Genomic DNA, 20,448 nt, shown 5'->3' with positions numbered 1-20,448 from the left:
CAATTAGTACCCCCGGCCGAAATGGGCGACACTCCGCTCCGACGTCGCTCATGAAGCGGCCTCTACCGGAAAAACGCTCACCACCAGGGAAAAATATAATGTCTTCGATGTCCATCCGCTTGTCCGCCGGCCTGCTCGCCGGCGCCGCACTGCTCGCCGCCGGCGCCGCCGGCGCCGCCGATCTGTCGCCCGGCTATGTCGGCGTCGACATCGGCCTGCGCAACCACTACAGCCTGGACTGCCTGGCCGGCAACGCCTGCGACAAGAACGCCAACCGCAGCGGCAAGCTGTACGCCGGCTACACCCTGGCCACCGGCCAGCTGCTCGGCAGGGACACCACCCACGCGGTCGAGCTGAGCGTTTACAACGGCGGCACCGCCACCGGCGCCTTCAAGAACGGCAGCGGCGTGCTGCAGCAGGGCGAGGGCAAGCTGGCCGGCGTCGGCGTCGCCAGCGCCGGCTCGATCAAGCTGAACGAGGAGTGGGCCCTCACCACCCGCCTCGGCGTGGTCTACCAGCGCGGCAAGGTCAACTATTTGAACTACGCGCCCAACACCAGCGTCGGCAGCGACGTGAAGAACCAGTTCGCGCTGACGGCCGGGTGGGGCTTGGCCTACGCGCTGGACAAGAACTGGTCGCTGAAGGCCGACTGGAACTACCTGCCGGTCAAGTTCGGCAAGGCCGAGAGCAGCAACCTGAACACCTTCTCGGTCGGCGCCGCCTACCACTTCTAGGCGCCGGCCCCACCATCACCTGAGAGCGGGCGCCACACCCGGCGCCCGCTGAAGGCCCCCGCAATGACAAAGCGCGCCATCGGCGCGCTTGTTGCGTTGTGGCCGGCCCCCGGCCCCTAGCCCTCGTCCTCCGGCTTCAGGCTGGCCTTGGCCAGCGCCCGCTTGGCGGCCTGGCGGGCGCTGGCCGGCGGCTTGGCGTGCGGCCCGGCGCCGCCGGCGCGCGCCTTGGCGGCGACGGCCACCGGGTTGCGCGGCTTTTGCGAGGGTTCGACGCGGAACCGCATCTTCTGCCGCGTCGCCAGTGCCTTGTTGGCCATGCCGCTCCCCCCTTACAAGACGTAGCGCGACAGGTCTTCGTTGACCGCCAGCGCGTCGAGCCGCTCGTTGACATAGGCGGCGTCGATGCTGACCACCTTGCCGCTGGTCTCGCTGGCGGCGAAGGAGACCTCCTCGAGCAGCTTCTCCATCACCGTGTAGAGCCGGCGCGCGCCGATGTTCTCGGTGCGCTCGTTGACCGAGAAGGCGATCTCGGCGAGCCGGGTGATGCCTTCCGGGGTGAACGCCACGGTGACGTCCTCGGTGGCCAGCAGGGTCGTACTGCTTGGTCAGGCAGGCGTCGGTGCTGGTCAGGATGCGCTCGAAGTCGGCGATGGCCAGCGACTCGAGCTCGACGCGGATGGGGAAGCGGCCCTGCAGCTCGGGGATCAGGTCGGACGGTTTGGCCAGGTGGAAGGCGCCGGAGGCGATGAACAGGATGTGGTCGGTGCGGATCATGCCGTACTTGGTGTTGACGGTGGTGCCCTCGACCAGCGGCAGCAGGTCGCGCTGCACGCCGGCGCGCGAGACGTCGGCGCCGCCCACCTCGGAGCGCGAGGCGATCTTGTCGATCTCGTCGAGGAAGACGATGCCGTTCTGCTCGACGTTCTGGATCGCCTTCTGCTTCATCTCGTCCTCGTTGATCAGCTTGGCCGCCTCCTCCTCGACGAGGAACTTCATGGCCTCCTTGATCTTCAGCTTGCGCGACTTCTTGCGGCCGCCGCCGATGCCGGAGAACATGGTCTTGATCTGTTCGGTCATCTCCTCCATGCCGGGCGGCGCCATGATCTCCATCTGCGGGCCGGCGTCGGCCAGCTCGAGCTCGATCTCCTTGTCGTCCAGCTCGCCCTGGCGCAGGCGCTTGCGGAAGGTCTGCCGGGTCGCCTCGCCGGGCGCCGGCTCGCCGGCCGCGGCGGCCGTGTTGAAGCCGAAGTCGCGCGCCGGCGGCAGCAGGATGTCGATGACGCGGTCCTCGGCGGCGTCCTCGGCGCGCAGCCGCACCTTGGCCAGCTCGGCCGAGCGGGTCTGCTTGATGCCGATGTCGATCAGGTCGCGGATGATGGTGTCGACGTCGCGGCCGACATAGCCGACCTCGGTGAACTTGGTCGCCTCGATCTTGATGAAGGGGGCGTCGGCCAGCTTGGCCAGGCGGCGCGCGATCTCGGTCTTGCCGACCCCGGTGGGGCCGATCATCAGGATGTTCTTCGGCGTGATCTCGTGGCGCAGCGGCTCGGCCACCTGCTGGCGGCGCCAGCGGTTGCGCAGGGCGATGGCGACGGCGCGCTTGGCCTTGGCCTGGCCGACCACGTGCTTGTCGAGTTCGGCGACGATTTCCAACGGTGTCATGTTCATGGGGCTGCCTGCAAAATGGGTTGTGGTCGGGGCGCTCAGTCCAGCGTTTCGATGATGTGCGACATATTGGTGTAGATGCACAGCTGGCCGGCGATGGTCAACGATTTTTTGACGATGTCGGCCGGCGCCAGTTCCGTGTTCTGCGCCAGCGCGATGGCGGCCGACTGGGCGTAGCTGCCGCCCGAGCCGATGGCGCCGACGCCGTCCTCCGGCTCGAGCACGTCGCCGTTGCCGGTGATCACCAGGGTCGATTCGCTGTCGGCCACCAGCAACATCGCCTCGAGGCGGCGCAGCACGCGGTCGGTGCGCCAGTCCTTGGCCAGCTCGACCGAGGCGCGCAGCAGGTTGCCCTGGTGCTTCTCCAGCTTGCCCTCGAAGCGGTCGAGCAGGGTGAAGGCGTCGGCCGTGCCGCCGGCGAAGCCGACCAGCACCTTGCCCTGGTACAGCTTGCGCACCTTGCGCGCGGTGCCCTTCATGACGATGTTGCCCAGCGTCACCTGTCCATCGCCGCCCAGCGCCACTTGCTTGCCGCGCCGCACGCAGAGGATGGTGGTGCCGTGAAATTGTTCCATAGTTGCCTCTCAGAGAAAACGGATTGCTGCCGATCAGACCGATTTGGGGTTGCCGGCGGCGATTGCAAGGCGTGCGCCGCCGTCGTGTCGAAAAACCAACAAGCCGACGGCTCAATAGCGGTGCGGGTAGATCTTGGCGATGTCGGCGCAGCCGAGCAGGCGCAGCAGCGCCGCCACCGGGTGGTTCAGGTCGCGCAGCTCGAGCTTCTTGCCGGCCGCCGCCAGCGCCTGCAGCGCCGCCACCAACTGGTGGGCGGCGCCGAACTCGATGCGCGCCAGGCGCGAACAGTCGAACACCAGGCCGCCACGGTCCTCGGCGTAGCCGCGCACGGCCGCCAGCAGGGCGGCGGCGTCGGCGCCGCCGACCAGGGCCGGCAGCACGAAGCGCTCGGCGGCGGCGGCGCTGGGCTGGGGCGCGGCGGTGGCCACCTTGGGCGCCGCCGCGTAGGACGGCGGCGACACCTCGAAGGTGACGCAGTAGTCCATGGCGCACTCCTCGAAGTCCTTTTCGCGGCCCAGCAGCTGCAGCAGTTCGAGCAGCAGCAACCAGGGCGCGGCGCCGTCGTCGCGCCGGCCGACCTGGGCCAGGGCACGCAGCCGGCCGGCCAGCTCGGCGGCGCCGGCGACCACCAGCTCGCGCCCGCCCGCCTGCAGCGCGCGCAGGGCCGGCAGCAGCAGGGCGCAGCCGGCCGCCGTGGCCGCCTCCAGCCCGCCCAGCTCGAGGCGCAGCGGGCCGCCGCCCTTGGCCAGCGCGGCCAGCCGCTCCAACTGCGGCGCGAGGCGCAGGTCGAGCGGGCCGGCCAGCACCGCGCCCGGCGCCACGCCGGCCCAGGCGGCGGCCGGCGCCGGCGCGCGCCAGGCCGGCGGCGAGGTCTCGAACACGCTGGCGTAGTCGATCGACAGGTCGTCGAAGCGCTCCTGGCGGCCGCCCAGCTGGTACAGGTCGAACAGCAGCCACCAGACGGTGCGGTCGCGCTGGCCCGGCTCGGCGCCGGCCTGCGCCGCCAGGCTGGCCTGCAGCATCTGCTCGGCCAGCTCGGCCTGGCCGTTGGCGTACAGGATGGCGCTCTCCTCGACCACCGGCGCGCTGTGCGGCGGCGCGGCCGGCAGCTCGGCGCCGCCCAGCAGCGCGGTGCTGTGCTGGTCGAGCAGGGGCAGGGTGGCGCCGTCGCCGGCCCCGGCGCAGCCGTTGGCGGCGCCGGCGGCCGGCCGCGGCCGGCCGCGCCAGGCCGGCTCGGCGTCGGCCCCGGCGAAGATGTCGAGCTCCATGGCCGACTCGATGGCGTCGATCTTCATCGCCGTGGCGCGGGCGATGTCGCGCTGCAGCGCCTGGCTGTTGTGCCGCAGCGCCTCGCTGTCGGCGGCCAGGCGGGCGTCGGCCCCGGCGTCGGCCGGCGTGGCGGGTTTTTTCTTGAAGAGCGAGAACAGTCCCACGTGTTTTCCCCGTCGTTGCGCGGGCGGAGGCGCCGCGCTTCCAGTGTAGCCGAAGGGGGCTTTTTCCCGCACGAAAAAAGCTTCCGCGTGGATGGGCGGGATGCCGGCAAGCCGGCGCCGCCCCCCAGACGGAGGGGTCCGACCCCGTACGGGGTCAGACCCCGTGGCGCCGCGGGGTGCGGGGCGAAAAAAAAGCACGCCGACCGGGGTCGCGTGCTTTTCTTGTGGGGCCGCGGCGGGCCGCCTAGTCGCCGTACAGCTTTTGCTTCAGTTCGCGGCGCTGCTGCGCCTCCAGCGACAGCGTCGCGGTCGGGCGGGCGATCAGGCGCGGGATGCCGATCGGTTCGCCGGTCTCTTCGCACCAGCCGTAGTCGTTGGCGTCGATGGCGGCGATCGATTGCTGCACTTTTTTCAACAGTTTGCGTTCACGGTCGCGGGTGCGCAGTTCCAGTGCGTGCTCTTCCTCGATCGTGGCGCGGTCGGCCGGGTCCGGCACCAGCACGGTTTCGCGCAGATGCTCGGTGGTCTCGCCGGCGTTCTTCAACAATTCTTTTTCAAGGGTTTGCAGCTTCGCCTTGAAGAAAGCCATTTGCGCCGGGTTCATGTAGTCCTTCTCGTCCATCTTGAGAATTTCTTCTTCGGTCAGGACGTGGTCGGTGCCGGCGGGGGTCGATTTATTAGTTTTAGTCATCACTTCGCTTACCTTCGATACGACAGAGTTTTCAAATTGATCAGCGGCGCGGCGCTGTGCCGTCCACTGTACCGGTATCCGCTTTGGCAGTGCCGAGCTTGCCGGATGTTCCTGCACTTACTTCTTTGGCAACTTTTTTCGTTTCGTCCTGGTGGGCGCCACTGGCGCCCGCCCGTGCTGGCTGACATGGGGGACCGGCCGCTGCCGGCCTCGGTTGGCGCTTGCGCGCGTCGCGGTCCGCGTCGCCGTTGTTGCCGCCGTGCGGCCGGATCAGGCAGGGCGTCGGCCGCCGATGGGCGCGCCGCTAGCCTGGCTGATTTTGGCACGCTTTGCCGCATATTGCCATCTCGATTTGTTGTCGCGCCGGAAATATGTGGCGGCGGGCAAAGCGATCCTGCCGGTGCGAATGGGGCGGGCACCCGCAAAACCCGGATAGTTTATACCAAACACTGTTCCAAACCGCGAATAAAGATGTCCTTCGGTAGATTTTTACCAATAAACACCATTTTGCTGCCGCGCTCCTCGCTTTCGCCCCATTTGGCGCCCAGGTCGCTGCCCATCAACTGGTGCACGCCCTGGAACACCACCTTGCGCTCGGCGCCCTGCATCAGCAGCACGCCCTTGTAGCGCAGCATGCGCGGACCGTAGACCTGCACCAGGCCGCCGAGGAACTCGTCGAGGCGGGCGCTGTCGAACGGCCGGCTGCTCTTGAAGACGAAGGCGGCGATCTCGTCGCTGTGGCCGGCGTGGTGGTGGTTGTGGCCGGGGTGGTCGCAGGGCTCGCCGGGGGCGTGGCCGTGGCCCTCGTGGCCGTGTTCGTGCGCATGCTCATGTGCGTGCGGGTGCTCGTGGTCGTGCACCTGGGCGGCCTCGGTGGCGAGGAAGTCCGGGTCCAGCTCCAGCTTCTCGTTCAGGTTGAAGCCGCGCAGGTCGAGCACCTCGTTCAGCGGCGTGCGGCCGAAGTCGGCCCGGCCGATCGGCGCGCGCGGGTTGATGCGTTTCAGGCGGCGGGTCAGCGCGGCCAGCGTGTCGGCGTCGACCAGGTCGGTCTTCGACAGCAGCAGGCGGTCGGCGAAACCGACCTGGCGCTGGGCCTCCTCGTGCTCGTCGAGCTGGGCCATGGCGTGGCGCGCGTCGACCACGGTGAGCACGGCGTCGAGCATATAGTGGCTGCCCACCTCCTCGTCGACGAAGAAGGTCTGCGCCACCGGGCCGGGGTTGGCCAGGCCGGTGGTCTCGATGACGACGCGGTCGAACTGCAGCTCGCCGGCGGCGCGGCGGCGCGCCAGCCCGCTCAGCGCGACGACCAGGTCGCCGCGCACGGTGCAGCAGATGCAGCCGTTGTTCATCTCGACGATCTGCTCGTTGCTGTCCTTGAGCAGGATCTCGTTGTCGATGTTTTCCTGGCCGAACTCGTTCTCGATGACGGCGATGCGCATGCCGTGCGGCTCCTGCAGGATGCGGTTGAGCAGGGTGGTCTTGCCGGCGCCGAGGAAGCCGGTCAGGATGGTGGTTGGAATCAATGCCATGTGCTTGCCGATACAGGTGAGAGGGGGGCGGCGGCCGCTGGCGCGCGCCGCGGCCGAATCCGGTCGATTATGCCGGAATTTCACAAACGGTTGCAAATCGCCCGTTTGAGCGGCGTCAAGCGGCGCCGCCGCGGCCCGCCCTTGTTTGCCGCCTATTTGATCTTGGCGCGCGGATGGGCCTGGTCGTAGACCTGGGCCAGGTGCTGGAAGTCGAGCGCCGTGTAGACCTGGGTCGAGCTGATGCTGGCGTGGCCCAGCATGTCCTGCACGGCGCGCAGGTCGCCCGACGACTGCAGCAGGTGCGAGGCGAAGGAGTGGCGCAGCATGTGCGGGTGGACGTGCACCGGCGCGCCGCTGGCCACGGCGTGGGCCTGCAGGCGCAGCTGCACCACGCGCGGCGAGACGCGCAGGCCGCGCTGGTTGAGGAACAGCGCCGCCGAGCCGTCGGCCGGCGCCGGCCGCACGGCGATCCAGGCGGCCAGCGCGCCCAGCGCGGCGGCGCCGACCGGCACGCGGCGCATCTTGTCGCCCTTGCCGGTGACCACCACCTCGGCGCCGTCGCGGTCCAGCCAGCCCAGCGAGGCCGGGCCGGCGGCGTCGGCCTTGCGGTGCTGCAGGTCCAGGCCGCACAGCTCGGCGACCCGCAGGCCGCTCGAATACAACAGCTCGAACATGGCCTGGTCGCACAGCGCGGCCGGCTCGGCGGCGGCGCCGGCGCGCGGCCGGGCCGGCGCCGCCACCAGGTGCACGGCGTCGTCGACCGACAGCGCGCGCGGCAGCGTTTTGGCGCGCTTGGGCGCGCGCACGCCGTCGACCGGGTTGGCGGCCAGCGCGCCGTGGCGCCCCAGCCAGTCGAAGAAGCCGCGCCAGCTCGACAGCTTGCGGGCGATCGAGCGCGGCTCCAGTTCGCGCGCGTGCAGTTTGGCGGCCAGGCGGCGGATCTCGGCCTGGCCCAGCGCGGCCCAGCCGGTGTCGCCGCTCAGGGCGGCCAGCTCGCGCAGGTCGCGGCCGTAGGCGGCCAGGGTGTGCCTGGACAGCTTGCGCTGGGTCGCCAGCTGCAGCAGGTAGGCGGTGATCGGCTCCTGCTTGCCGGCTGCGGCGTCCATGGCGGCGGTGTGCGGGGAGGGCGGCTAGGCCAGCAGCGGCGCCAGCGCGGTGCTGCTGGTCTGGCCGATGTGGACCAGGAAGTCGGTGGCCATCAGCGCGGTGAAGCGGGCCGGGTCGGCCGAGCCGAGCACCAGCAGGCCGAAGGCGGCGCCCTTGCTGCCCGGCTTGCGCAGCGGGATCATCACGGTCGAGCTGACGGCGCCCGGCTCGGCCAGCCAGCGCACCGCCTCGAAGTCGTTGTTGTTGCCGCAGTAGGGCGCCTGCAGGCCGCTGGCGAACAGGCGGGCGTCGTCGGAGATGCCGGCGACGAACCACTCGCCGGCGTACAGCGGGTCGGTGTTCCAGATGCGCAGGGTGACCTGGGGCACGTCGAAGCTGTTCTTCAGGCCGTCGACGACGGCGTGCGGCAGCGAGCCGACGTCCTCGGCCTCGAGCAAGCCCGGGTCCACAGGTGGAACTTGTTGGCGATCGCCTCGTTCTCGCTGGCCAGGCGGCGCAGGTCGGCCATGCGCAGCTCGAGCGCCTTGTACTTCTCGCGCATCACTTCCATCTGCCGCTCCTGCAGCGACAGGGTGCGCCCGGTCAGCGGGCTGGACAGCTTGATGTCGCCCAGCAGGCCGGCGTGCTCCTCGAAAAATTGCGGATGTTCGGTCAGGTATTGGGCGACGATGTGGGAGTCCAGTGGAGCGGTCATTGAGCGTGTCGTGTGAAAAAATACAAAAGGGGAGGGCCGGCAACAGGCATTTTACCTGAGCGCGGCCGAACTGCTAACCGCGCGCTCTCCGCCGCGGAAATAAAAACGACGCCCGCGGGCGTCGAATGGGCGGCCGGCGCGGCGGCGCCGGCCGGTTTGCCGCCGCCTAGAAGCGGTGGCGCATGCCGATCTGCACGCCCTTGCTCGCCATGCCCGGGCTGGCGGTGAAGCCGCCCGAGGCGCTGGCCGCGCCGATCGCGTACTGGCCGTCGTTCTGGTTCTTGATGTAGGCGACGATCGAGTAGATGTCGGTGCGCTTCGACAGGTTGTAGTCGTAGCCCAGGCCGAACTGGGTGGCGTCGCTGTTGGACGGCCCCTTGTCGTTCTGCCGCACCACCGAGGCCATCACGCGGCCGGCGCCGACGCGGTAGTGGAAGCCCAGCTGGTAGCTGGCCGCGTCGAGGTAGAAGGTGCGCCGCAGCGCGGTGTTGAGCTGGCCGGCCAGCACCGGGCCGAGCGCCGGGCCGAAGGCGGCGAAGGTCGGCGCCAGCGTGTCGGCGGCGAAGCGGATGATCACCGAGTTCTCGTTCTTCTGCTGGTGGTAGCCGGCGAACAGCTTCCAGTTGTCGACCGCGTAGGAGCCGCCGACGGTGGTGGTCACCAGGCCGCGCGCGCCGACCTGGTCGGTGCCGTAGTTGTGCGCCGCGCCCAGGTCCCAGCCGTTGCCGCGGTAGCGCAGGTTGGCGCCCCAGGAGCGCTTGTCCATGCCGACGTAGCCGGACTTCTCGGTGCCGTACAACAGCGACACGCCGATGCCGTTGGGCAGTTCGGCGCGGTATTGCAGCGCCTTGTCGGAGCGGATCGCGATGCCGGCCGTGAGCAGGCCGCCGGTGCCGCCGACGATGCCGCCCCAGCCGGCCGCCGTGCCCGACTCGAACACGTCGGCGTTGTTGAACACCTCGTAGCCCGGCGTGTACATGCGGCCCAGCAGCACGGCGCCGACCGGGGTGACCAGGCCGACCATCGAGGTGCGGTCGAACAGCGCGCCGTTGATGTTGACGTTGGGATTCGGTTGCAGCGCGCCCTGCACGCCGGCCAGCAGCTTGGCCGCCATGGCCGGTCCGCCGGCGGCGGCCGGCACGGTGAAGGCCAGGCCCTTGGTCAGCGCGAAGCCCTGGTTGGTCGACAGGTTGCCGGCCTGCTGCTTGCCGTTGTCGAGCTCGACCCGCGCCTCGAGGTTGAAGATGGCCTTGTAGCCGCCGCCGATATCCTCGGTGCCCTTGAAGCCCAGGCGGGAGCCGTCGGCGATGCCGCTGACCAGCTTGGTACGGGCGTCGTTGCCGCCGTTGTTGACGTACATCAGGCCGGCGTCGGCGATGCCGTAGATCACCACGCTCGATTGCGCGAAGGCCGGGGCGGCGAAACACGCCGCGATGACACCTGCGAGGATTTTTGTATTCATGCTGTCTCCAGTTTTATCTGTTTTCTTTAAAAACGAACGTCCGTACTAATTCGGCGCATATCGAATATGACATCCTTCCCCCGGCTTGTACAGAACGCCAAACAGCCGGCGGCGCCAAGGTTGCGAAAAAAACACAATTCCATCGGATTCAAACAAAGTGCGTCCTATCCGACCACGCCGGCGCGCGGTGGCGGCGGCGCGACCAAACGCGCAAAAAAAAAACGGACATGGTCGCCCATGTCCGCTTGTCCTCATGCCATCGCGTGGCCGCCGTGGCTTAGAAGTTGTGGTGGATGCCGAGGCCGTAGAAGTTGACCGAGGTGTCGACCGTGGTCGAGCCGGCGGCCGGCTGCTTGCGGTTCGACGCCTCGATGTAGACGTAGCTGCGGGCCGACAGGTTGTACTCGTAGCCGAGCGAGATTTCCTTGGTCTTGACGACGCCGTCCGGGGTCTTCTGGCCATAGCCGGCGAGGATCCTGCCCGGGCCGGTGGTGTAGTTGGCGCCGATCACCCAGGATTTGGTCTCGCCGTTGACCGGCTTGGTGTGTTCCTGGTCCTGCTTCTGGTAGGAGGCCATCAGTTTCAGGCCGGTCACCGGCACCACCGAGGCGGCCACCGACCAGACCTTGGTCTCGACCGCGTTGCGCTCGTAGGCGGCCATGGCGGCGAACGGACCGTTGTTGTAGGTGCCCGACAGCGAGTACGGGTTGACGCTGGCGTCGGAACCGACCAGGTACTGGGCCGGGGTGCCGACCGGGTTGCGGCCCTGGATGGCGCTGGCGCTGCCGCCGTTTTCCTTGGTGCCGAGGGTGGCGTTGAGCTGGAAGCCGCTGAAGACGGGGGTGTTGTAGAACAGGGCGTTCGACATGCGGTTGCCCGAGTTGCCGGCAGGGCCGAGCGGGTCGGAACCGGAGCCGAAGGCGGTGGCGTAGCCGGCCACTTGCAGGTCGGTCTGGAAGCCGGCCACGCTAGGCAGGCCGTTCCATGGTTCGAAGGCGGTGATCGACTCTTGGAAGGCGGTCAGGCCGCGGCCCAGGCGCACGGTACCGAAGCCGCCCTGCAGGCCGACCCGGCTCTGGCCCTGGAACAGCGGACGGGTGCCGCTTTCCAGCGTGCCGGTGTCCGGCTCGTAGCGGATTTCCAGTTGGAACAGGGCCTTCAGGCCGTTGCCCAGGTTCGTCGACGCCCTTGAAGCCGAGCTTGTTGTTGTCGCGCTTGCCGATGGCGGCGGTGGTGCCGGTTTTCTTGCTCACACCCGCGTCGAGGGTGCCGTAGATCGTCACGGACGATTGTGCCTGCGCACCGGCGAATGCGCCGAGGAGTGCCAGAGCCACTAAAGATTTTTTCATTTGTTATTCCTTTAAAAGTGAATCGTATGAACATCCCAACTAGCCTTCGAGTGCGCAAGCTGCGCCACTCGGATGAGCTGAACCTTAATGTCTGGCCGCCGCAATCACGCTGGATTGGTCGATTGCGGGTACTTGTCTTGGTCGAAAGCGGGGCAAAACGGACTTCCTGTTGTATTTTCGAAACGCTTAACAGGCCGTCCAAGCGGGTGTTTTTGGCATTGTTGCCAACACACATGGTGGTCAAAACGCCACGATGGGGCGGCCGCCGTCCGGGGGAATAGTTTGTGTAAGATCAAACACTTAGCGCTTTGTCAGCTTGGCGGAAGCTTGGCCCCCTACACTGGAGTTCGAGTTTATCTGGCAGCCTCATCTTGTTTCGTGGCAAGATAAATAAGCACATCGGCCGTCCCAGCCTGCGCAGACAGCGCGGACGCACCGCCCGCTTCATGAATCGGATTCATAGTGAGACGATGGCAAATCGAGAAGAGTTAGGGATCATCCGTGGTGCCCGCGCCGGAGACGCGGGCAGCCAACTGGCGCTGGGCAAGCTGTACCTGTTCGGCGGCGCCAGCCTGCCGCGCAGCATGCCGACGGCCATGCATTGGCTCAACCGCGCCGCCCTGCAGCAGCAGGACGAGGCCTGGCGCCTGATCGGCCACCATATTCCGTTCGAACACGCGCAGCACTGCCTGCCCGCCGCGCTGGGCTGGTACGACCGCGCCTACCAGGAGGGCATCGCGCCGGCCGGGCTGGTGCTGGCCCAGTTGGTGCTCAGCCAGGGCGCCGGACAGTCCGACGCGCCGCTGCGCGAGCGCGCCCAGCGGGCGCTGGAGGCGGCCGCCCAGTCCGGCTCGGCCGAGGCGCAGTGGTTGCTGGCCAGCCAGCCCAGCCCGCGCGCCAGCCCGGTCGCCGCCGCCATGCCGGCGCCGGCCGATGTTGGCGGCCAGCAATGGCTGACCCGCGCCGCCGACAACGGCGTGCCGGCGGCGCAGTACGCCGTGCTCGAGCAGGCCTGGGAGGAGGAGGACCGCTGCGCCTTCCTGCAGCGCGCGCTGCCGCTGGCGCGCGGGCTGCTGGAGCAGGCCCCGGCCGACGCCGAGGCGGCCCGCGCCGCCGGCTGGCAGCTCGAGGCGCAGCAGGTGGCGCTGCTGGCGCGCTGCGCCCGCGCCCTCGACGACGTCGCCGCCCACGACCCGTTCAGCCAGGGCGAGCTGCACCGCTGCCGCGAGCTGGCCGCCCACGGCGGCGACCGCCGCTCCCAGCTCGAGCTGGGCCTGTGGTTCGCCCGCATGCGCTGCGACGGCGCCCGCCTCAGCTCGGGCATCGCCGCCGTCAACTTCAAGCGCGCCATCCGCTGGCTGACCCAGGCCGGCGAGCAGGGCCTGGCCGAGGCCTGGTTCGCCCTGTCGCGCATCTATATCAAGCCGGAGTTTTCCCAGCGCAGCGTGGTCGAGGCGCAGACCTACCTGGAGCGCGCCGCCGACATGGGCCACAGCGCGGCCCAGCTCGAATGCGGCATCCACGCCTGGCGCACCCGCCGCGGCGACGAGAACAGCGACGTGCGCGCCGCCTATTGGTTGCAGAAGGCCGCCGCCCAGGGCTGCGACGAGGCCGAGGCGGCGCTGGCGCGCATCGCCGCGCCGCAGCAGGGGCCGGGTTGGGCCGCCGAGGTGGTGCCGCTGCTGACGCGCGAGCTGGTCGATTGCCAGCCCTTGCTGGCCGCCCGCATCGAGCTGGCCGCCCTGTTCGGCCTGACCCGCGCCGAGGCCTTGTTGTTGGATATTAAAACGGCCGACCAGGGCCACTGCCTGGTGGTCGACATCCGCGCCGCCTACGGCCGCAGCAAGCGCCGCCTGATCCTGCTGCGCACCGTGCAACAGCGGCAGATGCTCGACCGCGTGGTGCGCCTGTTCGAGCGCGTCGACTGCGGCCCGGCCGGGCCGGAGGGCAACTACCGGCAGCGCCTGTACCGCCTCAAGACCTGGCTGCCCGAGGCGCCGTCGGACGGCGGCCTGCAGCCGGCCTGAGCCGCGCAGCGGCGGCCGCCGCCGATCGGCAGGCCGGCGGCCCAGCCGCCGCGCCGCGCGGGCGCGCGCCGCCTGCCGCCCGAGCCCCGCCGCCCGCTCGCTACAGCGTGATCTCGCCCTCGAACACCGTCACCGCCGGACCGGTCAGCAGGACCGGCTGGCCCGCGCCGGCCCAGGCCACGCTGAGCTGGCCGCCACGGGCGTCGACCCGCACCGGCGAGTCGAGCAGGCCGCGGCGGATGCCCGCCACCACGGCGGCGCAGGCGCCGGTGCCGCAGGCCAGCGTCTCGCCGGCGCCGCGCTCGTAGACGCGCAGCTTGACGTGGCGGCGCCCGAGCACCTGCATGAAGCCGGCGTTGACGCGGCGCGGGAAGCGCGGGTGGTGCTCGATCAGCGGGCCGCTCAGCTCGACCGGCGCCGTCTCGACGTCGTCGACCACCTGCACGGCGTGCGGGTTGCCCATCGACACCACCGACACCAGCACCGTCTCGCGCGCGCCGCCCAGCTCGAGCTCGAGCGGCCACAGCGTGTCGACGCCCCGGGCCGATCCGGCCAGGCCGTCGGCGTCGAACGGCACCTCGGCCGGCGCCAGCACCGGCGCGCCCATGTCGACGGTGATGCCGCCGTCGGCCTCCAGGCGCGGCGCGATGACGCCGGACTTGGTCTCGACGCGGATGCTGCTCAACTTGGTCAGGCCCTTCTCGGCGACGAACTTGACGAAGGCGCGCGCGCCGTTGCCGCACTGCTCGACCTCGCCGCCGTCGTTGTTGAAGATGCGGTAGCGGAAGTCGCAGCCGGGCAGGGTGGGCTTCTCGACCACCAGGATCTGGTCGGCGCCGATGCCGAAGCGGCGGTCGGCCAGGCGCCGCCACTGCGCCGCGCTCAGCTCGACCCGCTGGTTGATCGCGTCGACGACGATGAAGTCGTTGCCGGCGCCGTGCATCTTGGTGAATTTGAGTTTCATCTAATTGATATGGGCAGGAAAGGGGTGGGCGGGGCGCTCAGGGCGCCGGCTTGGCGTACAGCGAGGGCTGGCCGGCCGGCCGCGTCTTGAAGCGCTTGTGGGTCCAGAAATATTCGGCCGGCGCCTCGCGCACGCGCTCCTCGATGAACTCGTTCATGCGGCGGGTGGCGGCGACCATGTCCTCGCCCGGGTAATTGTCCCACACCGGGTAGAACTTGACACGCCAGCCGCGGTAGTTCGGCAGGAAGGTGGCGATCACCGGCATCACCTGGGCGCCGGTGCTGGCGGCGATGCGCGCGGTGGCCGTCAGGGTGGCCGCCTCGACGCCGAAGAAGGGCACGAAGGCGGCGTCCTTCTCGCCGAAGTCCATGTCCGGCAGCATGAAGTAGGGCAGCTTGTCGCGCAGCGCGCGCAGGATCGGCTTGATGCCGTCCTGGCGGGTGAACAGGCGCACCGGCTTGAAGCGCGAGCGGCCCCGGCGCAGCACCTGGTCGAAGGCGGCGTTCTTCTGCTGCACGTACATCGACGAGGCGCTGGCCTGCATGGCGATGGCGACGCCGGCCACGTCGAGGCAGACGAAGTGCGGGCACAGCAGGATGGTCGGCTTTTCCGTCATCGCCGCCACCGGCACTTCGCCGGGCTCGACGGTGATGAGGCGGCGCAGGCGCGCCTCCGAGGCCCACCACAGCACGCCGCGCTCCCACACGCTGCGCGAGTAGGCCTGGAAGTGCTGGCGCGCCAGGCGCACCCGCGCCGCCTCGTCCAGCTCCGGCAGGCACAGGCGCAGGTTGGTCAGCGCGATGTGGCGGCGCGCGCGCAACAGGGCGAACAGGATGGCGCCGACCAGGTCGCCGAAGCGGCCCAGCAGCGGCAGCGGCAGCCAGTGCAGCAGCCACATCAGTCCAAGCATCAGCTTCATGCCGCCCCCCCGTCGTCGTTGGCGGCGGCCGCGGCCGTGGCGGCGGGTGCGCTGGCGCCGGCCGGCACCTTGTAGCGGTTGTAGCTCCAGTAGTATTGCCCCGGGCTGCGGGCGATCAGCCGCTCCATCGCCGCGTTGATGGCGCGCGCCTGCTCGGCCGCCGTGCCGTCCAGGCTGGCCTCGAGCGGGACGAAGCGGATCAGGTAGCCGCGGCCGCGCGGCAGCCGTTCGGCGTAGGTGGCGATGACGACGGCGTCGCCCATCTGCGCCAGCTTGGCCGGCAGCGTCATGGTGTAGGCGGGGCGGCCGAAGAAGTCGGCCCACACGCCCTCGCCCTCCTGCGGCACCTGGTCGGGCAGCAGGCCGATCGGCCGGCCCTTCTTCAGCGTCTTGGCCAGGATGCGCACGCCGGACATGTTGGCCGGCGCCAGCAACAGGTTGTGGCGGGCGCGGGCGCCCTCGATCAGCGGCTTCAACACCGCCTTCTTCGGCGGCCGGTACATCACGGTCAGCTCGGTGCGCAGGGCGATCTCCTGCGCGACGATCTCGAAGCAGCCCAGGTGTGGCGTCAAAAAGACGATGCCGCGGCCGGCGTCGAGCGCCTGCTGGACGATGGCCCAGTTCTCGTCGCTGGCGTGGCGCGACACGCGCTCGGGCGTGGCGCACCAGATGAAGGGCAGCTCGACGATGCTTTTGCCGGCCTCGGCGATGGCGGCCGGCAGGTGTTCGGCGTAGCCGGCCTGGCGCATGTTGTCGCGCATGCGCCGGCGGTAGGAGGGCGAGCCGAGGTAGACCAGCCAGCCCAGCGCGGCGCCCAGCGCGTGCAGGAAGGGCAGGGGGAAGATGGAGAGGAAACGGAAGAGGGATACCAGCATGGATGTGATTCGTGTAAAGAAAGGGGCGATTCGGCGGTCATTGCCTAGCCAAAAATTTTTTAAGAAGCGTAAAATACCACGTATGCAGTATCCGCTGAGTTAACAGACAACTTGCGAAGCGGAATATAAATATCGCTAAAGCGTCGCAAGCCGTATTGGTTGGCGACAAAACATCTTCACACCAATATAAGGAGCTTGCGATGTCAAACGATTATCTTTTCACCTCGGAATCCGTTTCCGAAGGCCATCCGGACAAGGTCGCCGACCAAATCTCCGACGCCATCCTCGACGCCATCCTGGCGCAGGGCCCGAAGGCCCGCGTCGCCGCCGAAACGCTGTGCAACACCGGTCTGGTGGTGCTGGCCGGCGAGATCACCACCTTCGCCAACGTTGATTATATTCAAGTCGCGCGCGAGACCATCAAACGCATCGGCTACGACAACACCGACTACGGCATCGACTACCGCGGTTGCGCCGTGCTGGTCGGCTACGACAAGCAGTCGCCCGACATCGCCCAGGGCGTCGACGAGGGCGCCGGCATCGACCTCGACCAGGGCGCCGGCGACCAGGGCCTGATGTTCGGCTACGCCTGCGACGAGACGGCCGAGCTGATGCCGGCCGCCATCCACTACGCCCACCGCCTGGTCGAGCGCCAGTCGCAGCTGCGCAAGGACGGCCGCCTGCCGTGGCTGCGCCCGGACGCCAAGTCGCAGGTCACGCTGCGCTACGTCAACGGCCGCCCGGTCGCCGTCGACACCGTGGTGCTGTCGACCCAGCACTCGCCGGACATCTCGCACAAGCACATCGAGGAGGCGGTGATCGAGGACATCATCAAGCAGGTCATGCCGCGCGAATGGCTGGTCGGCACCCGCTACCTGGTCAACCCGACCGGCCGCTTCGTCATCGGCGGCCCGCAGGGCGACTGCGGCCTGACCGGCCGCAAGATCATCGTCGACACCTACGGCGGCGCCAGCCCGCACGGCGGCGGCGCCTTCTCCGGCAGGCACCCCACCAAGGTCGACCGCTCGGCCGCCTACGCCGCCCGCTACGTCGCCAAGAACGTGGTGGCGGCCGGCCTGGCGCGCCAGTGCCAGGTGCAGGTCAGCTACGCCATCGGCGTGGCCAAGCCGATCAACATCACGGTCTACACCGAGGGCACCGGCGTGATTCCGGACGACAAGATCGCCGCCCTGGTGATGGAGCACTTCGACCTGCGCCCGAAGGGCATCGTGCAGATGCTCGACCTGCTGCGCCCGATCTACCAGAAAACCGCCGCCTACGGCCACTTCGGCCGCGAGGAGCCGGAGTTCACCTGGGAGCGCACCGACAAGGCCGCCATCCTGCGCGAGGCCGCCGGCCTCAAGTAATCCAGCCCACCGTCCGCCGCCGGCCCCCGCCGGCGGCGCCACGGCAAAGCCGCCCGGCCCAGCGCCGCGCGGCTTTTTTTTTGGGGGGATCTTCACGGATTCCCGGGACGCCGGCCTTACCCCACAAGCAAAGGGGTCTGACCCCGGATGGGGTCAGACCCCGGGTTCGCGCCGTTGGGGTAGGGCGACAGCGGCGCCCCGCGGCGGCATTTTCTTGCATGCGCCGGCGGCAACGGTGGTAAAATCCTTGCTCCGAGGAGCGTTGCGACGAAATTCCCATTTCGCCAGGCTCGGAATCTGCAACCGCGCTCACGTTACTTTTTTCTAACTGAAAGGAGGGCGTGATGAACGCCGTACTCAAATCCGCACAAGACTACCTGGTCGCCGACATCTCCCTGGCCCCTTGGGGTGACAAGGAAATCAAGATCGCCGAAACCGAAATGCCCGGCCTGATGGCGATCCGCGAGGAATTCGCCGCCAGCCAGCCGCTCAAGGGCGCGCGCATCACCGGTTCGCTGCACATGACCATCCAGACCGCCGTGTTGATCCAGACCCTGGAAGCGCTCGGCGCCAAGGTGCGCTGGGCCTCGTGCAACATCTACTCGACCCAGGACCACGCCGCCGCCGCCATCGCCGCCGGCGGCACGCCGGTGTTCGCCATCAAGGGCGAGACGCTCGACGAGTACTGGGACTACACCCACCGCATCTTCGACTGGCCGGCCGACGCCGCCGGCAACGCCGTCTACTCGAACATGATCCTCGACGACGGCGGCGACGCCACCCTGCTGCTGCACCTGGGCGCCCGCGCCGAGCAGGACATCTCGGTACTGGCCAGCCCCGGCTCGGAAGAGGAGATCTGCCTGTTCAACGCCATCAAGCAGCACCTGGCGATCGACCCGGCCTGGTACTCCAAGCGTCTGCCGCAGATCATGGGCGTGACCGAGGAAACCACCACCGGCGTGCACCGCCTGTACCAGATGCATAAAGAAGGCAAGCTGGCCTTCCCGGCCATCAACGTCAACGACTCGGTCACCAAGTCCAAGTTCGACAACCTGTACGGCTGCCGCGAGTCGCTGGTCGACGGCATCAAGCGCGCCACCGACGTGATGATCGCCGGCAAGGTCGCCGTCATCGCCGGCTACGGCGACGTCGGCAAGGGCTCGGCCCAGGCCATGCGCGCTCTGTCGGCCCAGGTCTGGGTCACCGAGATCGACCCGATCTGCGCGTTGCAGGCGGCGATGGAGGGCTACCGCGTGGTGACGATGGAATACGCCGCCGAACACGGCGACATCTTCGTCACCTGCACCGGCAACTACCACATCCTCACCGAGCAGCACATGCTGGCGATGAAGGACCAGGCGATCGTCTGCAACATCGGCCACTTCGACAACGAGATCGACGTCGCCGCGCTGAAGAAATACACCTGGGAAAACATCAAGCCGCAGGTCGACCACGTGATCTTCCCGTCGGGCAAGCGCATCATCCTGCTGGCCGAGGGCCGCCTGGTCAACCTCGGCTGCGGCACCGGCCACCCGTCCTACGTGATGAGCTCCTCGTTCGCCAACCAGACCATCGCCCAGATCGAGCTGTTCGCCAACACCGCCAACTACCCGGTCGGCGTCTACGTGCTGCCGAAACACCTCGACGAGAAGGTCGCCCGCCTGCAGCTGAAGAAGCTCAACGCCCAATTGTCGGTGCTGACCGACGAGCAGGCCGCCTACATCGGCGTCAAGCAGGAAGGCCCGTACAAGCCCGAGCACTACCGTTATTAATCTGCGTTAAGCAGCGGGGCCGGCCTTTTCGCGATCGCCGGCCCCAGTTGTATCCGTCATTCCTTATTTTGCAGCGAGTCCCACCCATGCGTTTGGTCCTTACCTGGTTAATCAACGCGGCAGCCCTGCTGGCCGTTCCCTACCTGATGCATTCCGTCGATGTCACGAGCATCGGCGCGGCCCTCGTCGCGGCCCTTTTGCTGGGCCTGGTCAACACCCTGATCCGCCCCGTGCTGCTGCTGCTGACCCTGCCGGTGACGGTGGTCTCGCTCGGCCTGTTCATCTTCGTCATCAACGGCCTGATGTTCTGGCTGGTGGCCCAACTGGTCAACGGTTTCCATGTCGACAGCTTCTGGTCGGCCATCGGCGGCGCCCTGCTGTACAGCGTGATTTCCTGGTCCCTGTCCACCCTACTTCTGAAGAACGCAGATGGAAACCCCTAATTTCAGTATCGAATTCTTTCCGCCCAAGACGGCGGAGGGCGCCGAGAAGCTGCGCGCCACGCGCGCCCAGCTCTCGCTGCTGCACCCCAAATATTTCTCGGTGACCTTCGGCGCCGGCGGCAGCACCCAGCGCGGCACGCTCGACACGGTGGTGGAAATCCTCGCCGCCGGCGAGCAGGCGGCGCCCCACCTGTCCTGCGTCGGCGGCACGCGCGAGTCGATCCGCGCCATCCTGGCCGAGTTCAAGTCGCACAACATCCGCCGCCTCGTCGCCCTGCGCGGCGATTTGCCGAGCGGCTACGGCGCGGCCGGCGAGTTCCGCTACGCCAACGAGCTCGTCGAGTTCATCCGCGCCGAGACGGGCGACTGGTTCCACATCGAGGTGGCCGCCTACCCCGAGGTGCACCCGCAGGCCCGCTCGCCGCAGGACGACCTGCTGGCCTTCGAGCGCAAGGTCAAGGCCGGCGCCGACGCCGCCATCACCCAGTACTTCTACAACGCCGACGCCTACTTCCAGTACGTCGAGCAGACCCGCAAGCTGGGCATCGCGGTGCCCATCGTGGCCGGCATCATGCCGATCACCAACTACACCCAGCTGATGCGCTTCTCCGACATGTGCGGCGCCGAGATCCCGCGCTGGGTGCGCCTGAAGCTGGCCAGCTTCGGCGACGACAGCGCCTCGATCAAGGCCTTCGGCCTGGACGTGGTGACGGCGCTGTGCCAGCGCCTGCTGGCCGGCGGCGCGCCCGGCCTGCACTTCTACAGCATGAACCAGGCGGCCGCCACCACGGCGCTGTGGCAGCGCCTGGTCTGAGCGCCGGCGCCGCGTGCGCAGGGGCAG

At 68.7% G+C, this 20,448-nt stretch carries 17 protein-coding genes, 3 pseudogenes and 1 riboswitch; of the genes and pseudogenes, 6 read left to right on the top strand and 14 right to left on the bottom strand.

Translation table 11 applies throughout. The features are described 5' to 3' along the window. Window positions 1–98 precede the first annotated feature (98 nt). Window positions 99–734, top strand: a complete 636-nt coding sequence (locus QC826_RS27995; RefSeq protein ID WP_279763345.1) for an outer membrane protein — start codon at window positions 99–101, stop codon at window positions 732–734. A gap of 116 nt (window positions 735–850) precedes the next feature. Here QC826_RS27995 and QC826_RS27990 read toward each other — a convergent pair whose 3' ends face one another. The 11 genes and pseudogenes from QC826_RS27990 to QC826_RS31425 form a co-directional block, all read right to left on the bottom strand. Then, window positions 851–1,051: a hypothetical protein gene (locus tag QC826_RS27990; RefSeq protein ID WP_279763344.1), complete on the bottom strand. Its 201-nt coding sequence runs from the start codon at window positions 1,049–1,051 to the stop codon at window positions 851–853. A 12-nt stretch (window positions 1,052–1,063) separates the two neighbouring features. Beyond that, window positions 1,064–2,402 (bottom strand): annotated as a pseudogene (gene hslU / locus QC826_RS27985) (ATP-dependent protease ATPase subunit HslU). A gap of 35 nt (window positions 2,403–2,437) precedes the next feature. Next, window positions 2,438–2,974 carry an ATP-dependent protease subunit HslV gene (hslV, locus tag QC826_RS27980; RefSeq protein WP_093385315.1) on the bottom strand — a complete coding sequence of 179 codons (537 nt, stop codon included), beginning with the start codon at window positions 2,972–2,974 and terminating at the stop codon, window positions 2,438–2,440. 111 nt (window positions 2,975–3,085) lie between these two features. Then, window positions 3,086–4,408 (bottom strand): STAS domain-containing protein, encoded by a 1,323-nt coding sequence (locus QC826_RS27975; protein WP_279763343.1) that lies wholly within the window; start codon window positions 4,406–4,408, stop codon window positions 3,086–3,088. Between the two features lie 244 nt (window positions 4,409–4,652). Continuing rightward, window positions 4,653–5,099, bottom strand: coding sequence for an RNA polymerase-binding protein DksA (gene dksA, locus QC826_RS27970; protein WP_093385310.1), 447 nt, complete (start codon window positions 5,097–5,099; stop codon window positions 4,653–4,655). A gap of 437 nt (window positions 5,100–5,536) precedes the next feature. Beyond that, a complete protein-coding gene (locus tag QC826_RS27965) occupies window positions 5,537–6,628 on the bottom strand; it encodes a CobW family GTP-binding protein (RefSeq protein ID WP_279763341.1) in 1,092 nt (363 codons plus the stop codon). A gap of 152 nt (window positions 6,629–6,780) precedes the next feature. Continuing rightward, window positions 6,781–7,734, bottom strand: coding sequence for a tyrosine recombinase XerC (locus QC826_RS27960; RefSeq protein WP_279763340.1), 954 nt, complete (start codon window positions 7,732–7,734; stop codon window positions 6,781–6,783). 24 nt (window positions 7,735–7,758) lie between these two features. Beyond that, window positions 7,759–8,429, bottom strand: a pseudogene (locus QC826_RS27955) (DUF484 family protein). A gap of 166 nt (window positions 8,430–8,595) precedes the next feature. Beyond that, window positions 8,596–9,891, bottom strand: coding sequence for a porin (locus tag QC826_RS27950; RefSeq protein WP_279763339.1), 1,296 nt, complete (start codon window positions 9,889–9,891; stop codon window positions 8,596–8,598). Window positions 9,892–10,168: 277 nt separating this feature from the next. After that, on the bottom strand, window positions 10,169–11,029 hold the full coding sequence (locus tag QC826_RS27945) for a porin (protein ID WP_313872900.1): 861 nt from the start codon (window positions 11,027–11,029) through the stop codon (window positions 10,169–10,171). 112 nt (window positions 11,030–11,141) lie between these two features. Further along, window positions 11,142–11,240, bottom strand: a pseudogene (locus QC826_RS31425) (hypothetical protein); the annotation flags it as partial. 470 nt (window positions 11,241–11,710) lie between these two features. Here QC826_RS31425 and QC826_RS27940 point away from each other — a divergent pair. Further along, window positions 11,711–13,267 (top strand): tetratricopeptide repeat protein, encoded by a 1,557-nt coding sequence (locus tag QC826_RS27940; RefSeq protein WP_279763338.1) that lies wholly within the window; start codon window positions 11,711–11,713, stop codon window positions 13,265–13,267. Window positions 13,268–13,367: 100 nt separating this feature from the next. Here the strand turns inward: QC826_RS27940 and dapF are convergent, their stop codons facing one another. From dapF to QC826_RS27925, 3 genes are read right to left on the bottom strand one after another with little or no spacing between them, the layout of a single operon-like run. Beyond that, window positions 13,368–14,231 carry a diaminopimelate epimerase gene (dapF, locus tag QC826_RS27935; protein ID WP_279763337.1) on the bottom strand — a complete coding sequence of 288 codons (864 nt, stop codon included), beginning with the start codon at window positions 14,229–14,231 and terminating at the stop codon, window positions 13,368–13,370. A gap of 37 nt (window positions 14,232–14,268) precedes the next feature. After that, a complete protein-coding gene (locus QC826_RS27930; RefSeq protein WP_279763336.1) occupies window positions 14,269–15,150 on the bottom strand; it encodes a lipid A biosynthesis acyltransferase in 882 nt (293 codons plus the stop codon). Further along, entirely contained in the window at window positions 15,147–16,025 is an 879-nt protein-coding gene (locus tag QC826_RS27925) for a lysophospholipid acyltransferase family protein (protein WP_279763335.1), read from the bottom strand. Before QC826_RS27925 ends, QC826_RS27930 begins: the two co-directional genes overlap by 4 nt. A 200-nt stretch (window positions 16,026–16,225) precedes the next feature. Here QC826_RS27925 and metK point away from each other — a divergent pair, with 200 nt between their 5' ends. The 4 genes from metK (at window position 16,226) to metF (ending at window position 20,421) form a co-directional block, all read left to right on the top strand. Further along, window positions 16,226–17,392 (top strand): methionine adenosyltransferase, encoded by a 1,167-nt coding sequence (gene metK, locus QC826_RS27920; RefSeq protein WP_279763334.1) that lies wholly within the window; start codon window positions 16,226–16,228, stop codon window positions 17,390–17,392. 248 nt (window positions 17,393–17,640) lie between these two features. Then, window positions 17,641–17,710: riboswitch (S-adenosyl-L-homocysteine riboswitch) on the top strand. 26 nt (window positions 17,711–17,736) lie between these two features. Continuing rightward, window positions 17,737–19,164 (top strand): adenosylhomocysteinase, encoded by a 1,428-nt coding sequence (gene ahcY, locus QC826_RS27915; protein WP_279763333.1) that lies wholly within the window; start codon window positions 17,737–17,739, stop codon window positions 19,162–19,164. 86 nt (window positions 19,165–19,250) lie between these two features. Beyond that, on the top strand, window positions 19,251–19,607 hold the full coding sequence (locus QC826_RS27910) for a phage holin family protein (protein ID WP_093385273.1): 357 nt from the start codon (window positions 19,251–19,253) through the stop codon (window positions 19,605–19,607). Continuing rightward, window positions 19,594–20,421 carry a methylenetetrahydrofolate reductase [NAD(P)H] gene (gene metF, locus QC826_RS27905; RefSeq protein ID WP_279763331.1) on the top strand — a complete coding sequence of 276 codons (828 nt, stop codon included), beginning with the start codon at window positions 19,594–19,596 and terminating at the stop codon, window positions 20,419–20,421. Before QC826_RS27910 ends, metF begins: the two co-directional genes overlap by 14 nt. Window positions 20,422–20,448 lie beyond the last annotated feature (27 nt).

It is taken from the genome of Rugamonas sp. DEMB1, from assembly GCF_029834475.1.
Lineage (GTDB): Bacteria > Pseudomonadota > Gammaproteobacteria > Burkholderiales > Burkholderiaceae_D > Rugamonas > Rugamonas rubra.
Note: the sequence above shows the minus strand (reverse complement) of the source record. Positions and strands in the feature narration are given on the sequence as shown.

Bases quoted from the DNA above. Each gene is read 5' to 3' on its own strand.
- QC826_RS27940 (WP_279763338.1), top strand. From the start codon at position 11,711: ATGGCAAATCGAGAAGAGTTAGGGATCATCCGTGGTGCCCGCGCCGGA.
- QC826_RS27925 (WP_279763335.1), bottom strand. From the start codon at position 16,025: ATGCTGGTATCCCTCTTCCGTTTCCTCTCCATCTTCCCCCTGCCCTTC.
- QC826_RS27950 (WP_279763339.1), bottom strand. From the start codon at position 9,891: ATGAATACAAAAATCCTCGCAGGTGTCATCGCGGCGTGTTTCGCCGCC.
- metF (WP_279763331.1), top strand. From the start codon at position 19,594: ATGGAAACCCCTAATTTCAGTATCGAATTCTTTCCGCCCAAGACGGCG.
- QC826_RS27930 (WP_279763336.1), bottom strand. From the start codon at position 15,150: ATGAAGCTGATGCTTGGACTGATGTGGCTGCTGCACTGGCTGCCGCTG.
- ahcY (WP_279763333.1), top strand. From the start codon at position 17,737: ATGAACGCCGTACTCAAATCCGCACAAGACTACCTGGTCGCCGACATC.
- dksA (WP_093385310.1), bottom strand. From the start codon at position 5,099: ATGACTAAAACTAATAAATCGACCCCCGCCGGCACCGACCACGTCCTG.
- QC826_RS27965 (WP_279763341.1), bottom strand. From the start codon at position 6,628: ATGGCATTGATTCCAACCACCATCCTGACCGGCTTCCTCGGCGCCGGC.
- QC826_RS27910 (WP_093385273.1), top strand. From the start codon at position 19,251: ATGCGTTTGGTCCTTACCTGGTTAATCAACGCGGCAGCCCTGCTGGCC.
- QC826_RS27960 (WP_279763340.1), bottom strand. From the start codon at position 7,734: ATGGACGCCGCAGCCGGCAAGCAGGAGCCGATCACCGCCTACCTGCTG.
- hslV (WP_093385315.1), bottom strand. From the start codon at position 2,974: ATGGAACAATTTCACGGCACCACCATCCTCTGCGTGCGGCGCGGCAAG.
- metK (WP_279763334.1), top strand. From the start codon at position 16,226: ATGTCAAACGATTATCTTTTCACCTCGGAATCCGTTTCCGAAGGCCAT.
- dapF (WP_279763337.1), bottom strand. From the start codon at position 14,231: ATGAAACTCAAATTCACCAAGATGCACGGCGCCGGCAACGACTTCATC.
- QC826_RS27990 (WP_279763344.1), bottom strand. From the start codon at position 1,051: ATGGCCAACAAGGCACTGGCGACGCGGCAGAAGATGCGGTTCCGCGTC.
- QC826_RS27995 (WP_279763345.1), top strand. From the start codon at position 99: ATGTCTTCGATGTCCATCCGCTTGTCCGCCGGCCTGCTCGCCGGCGCC.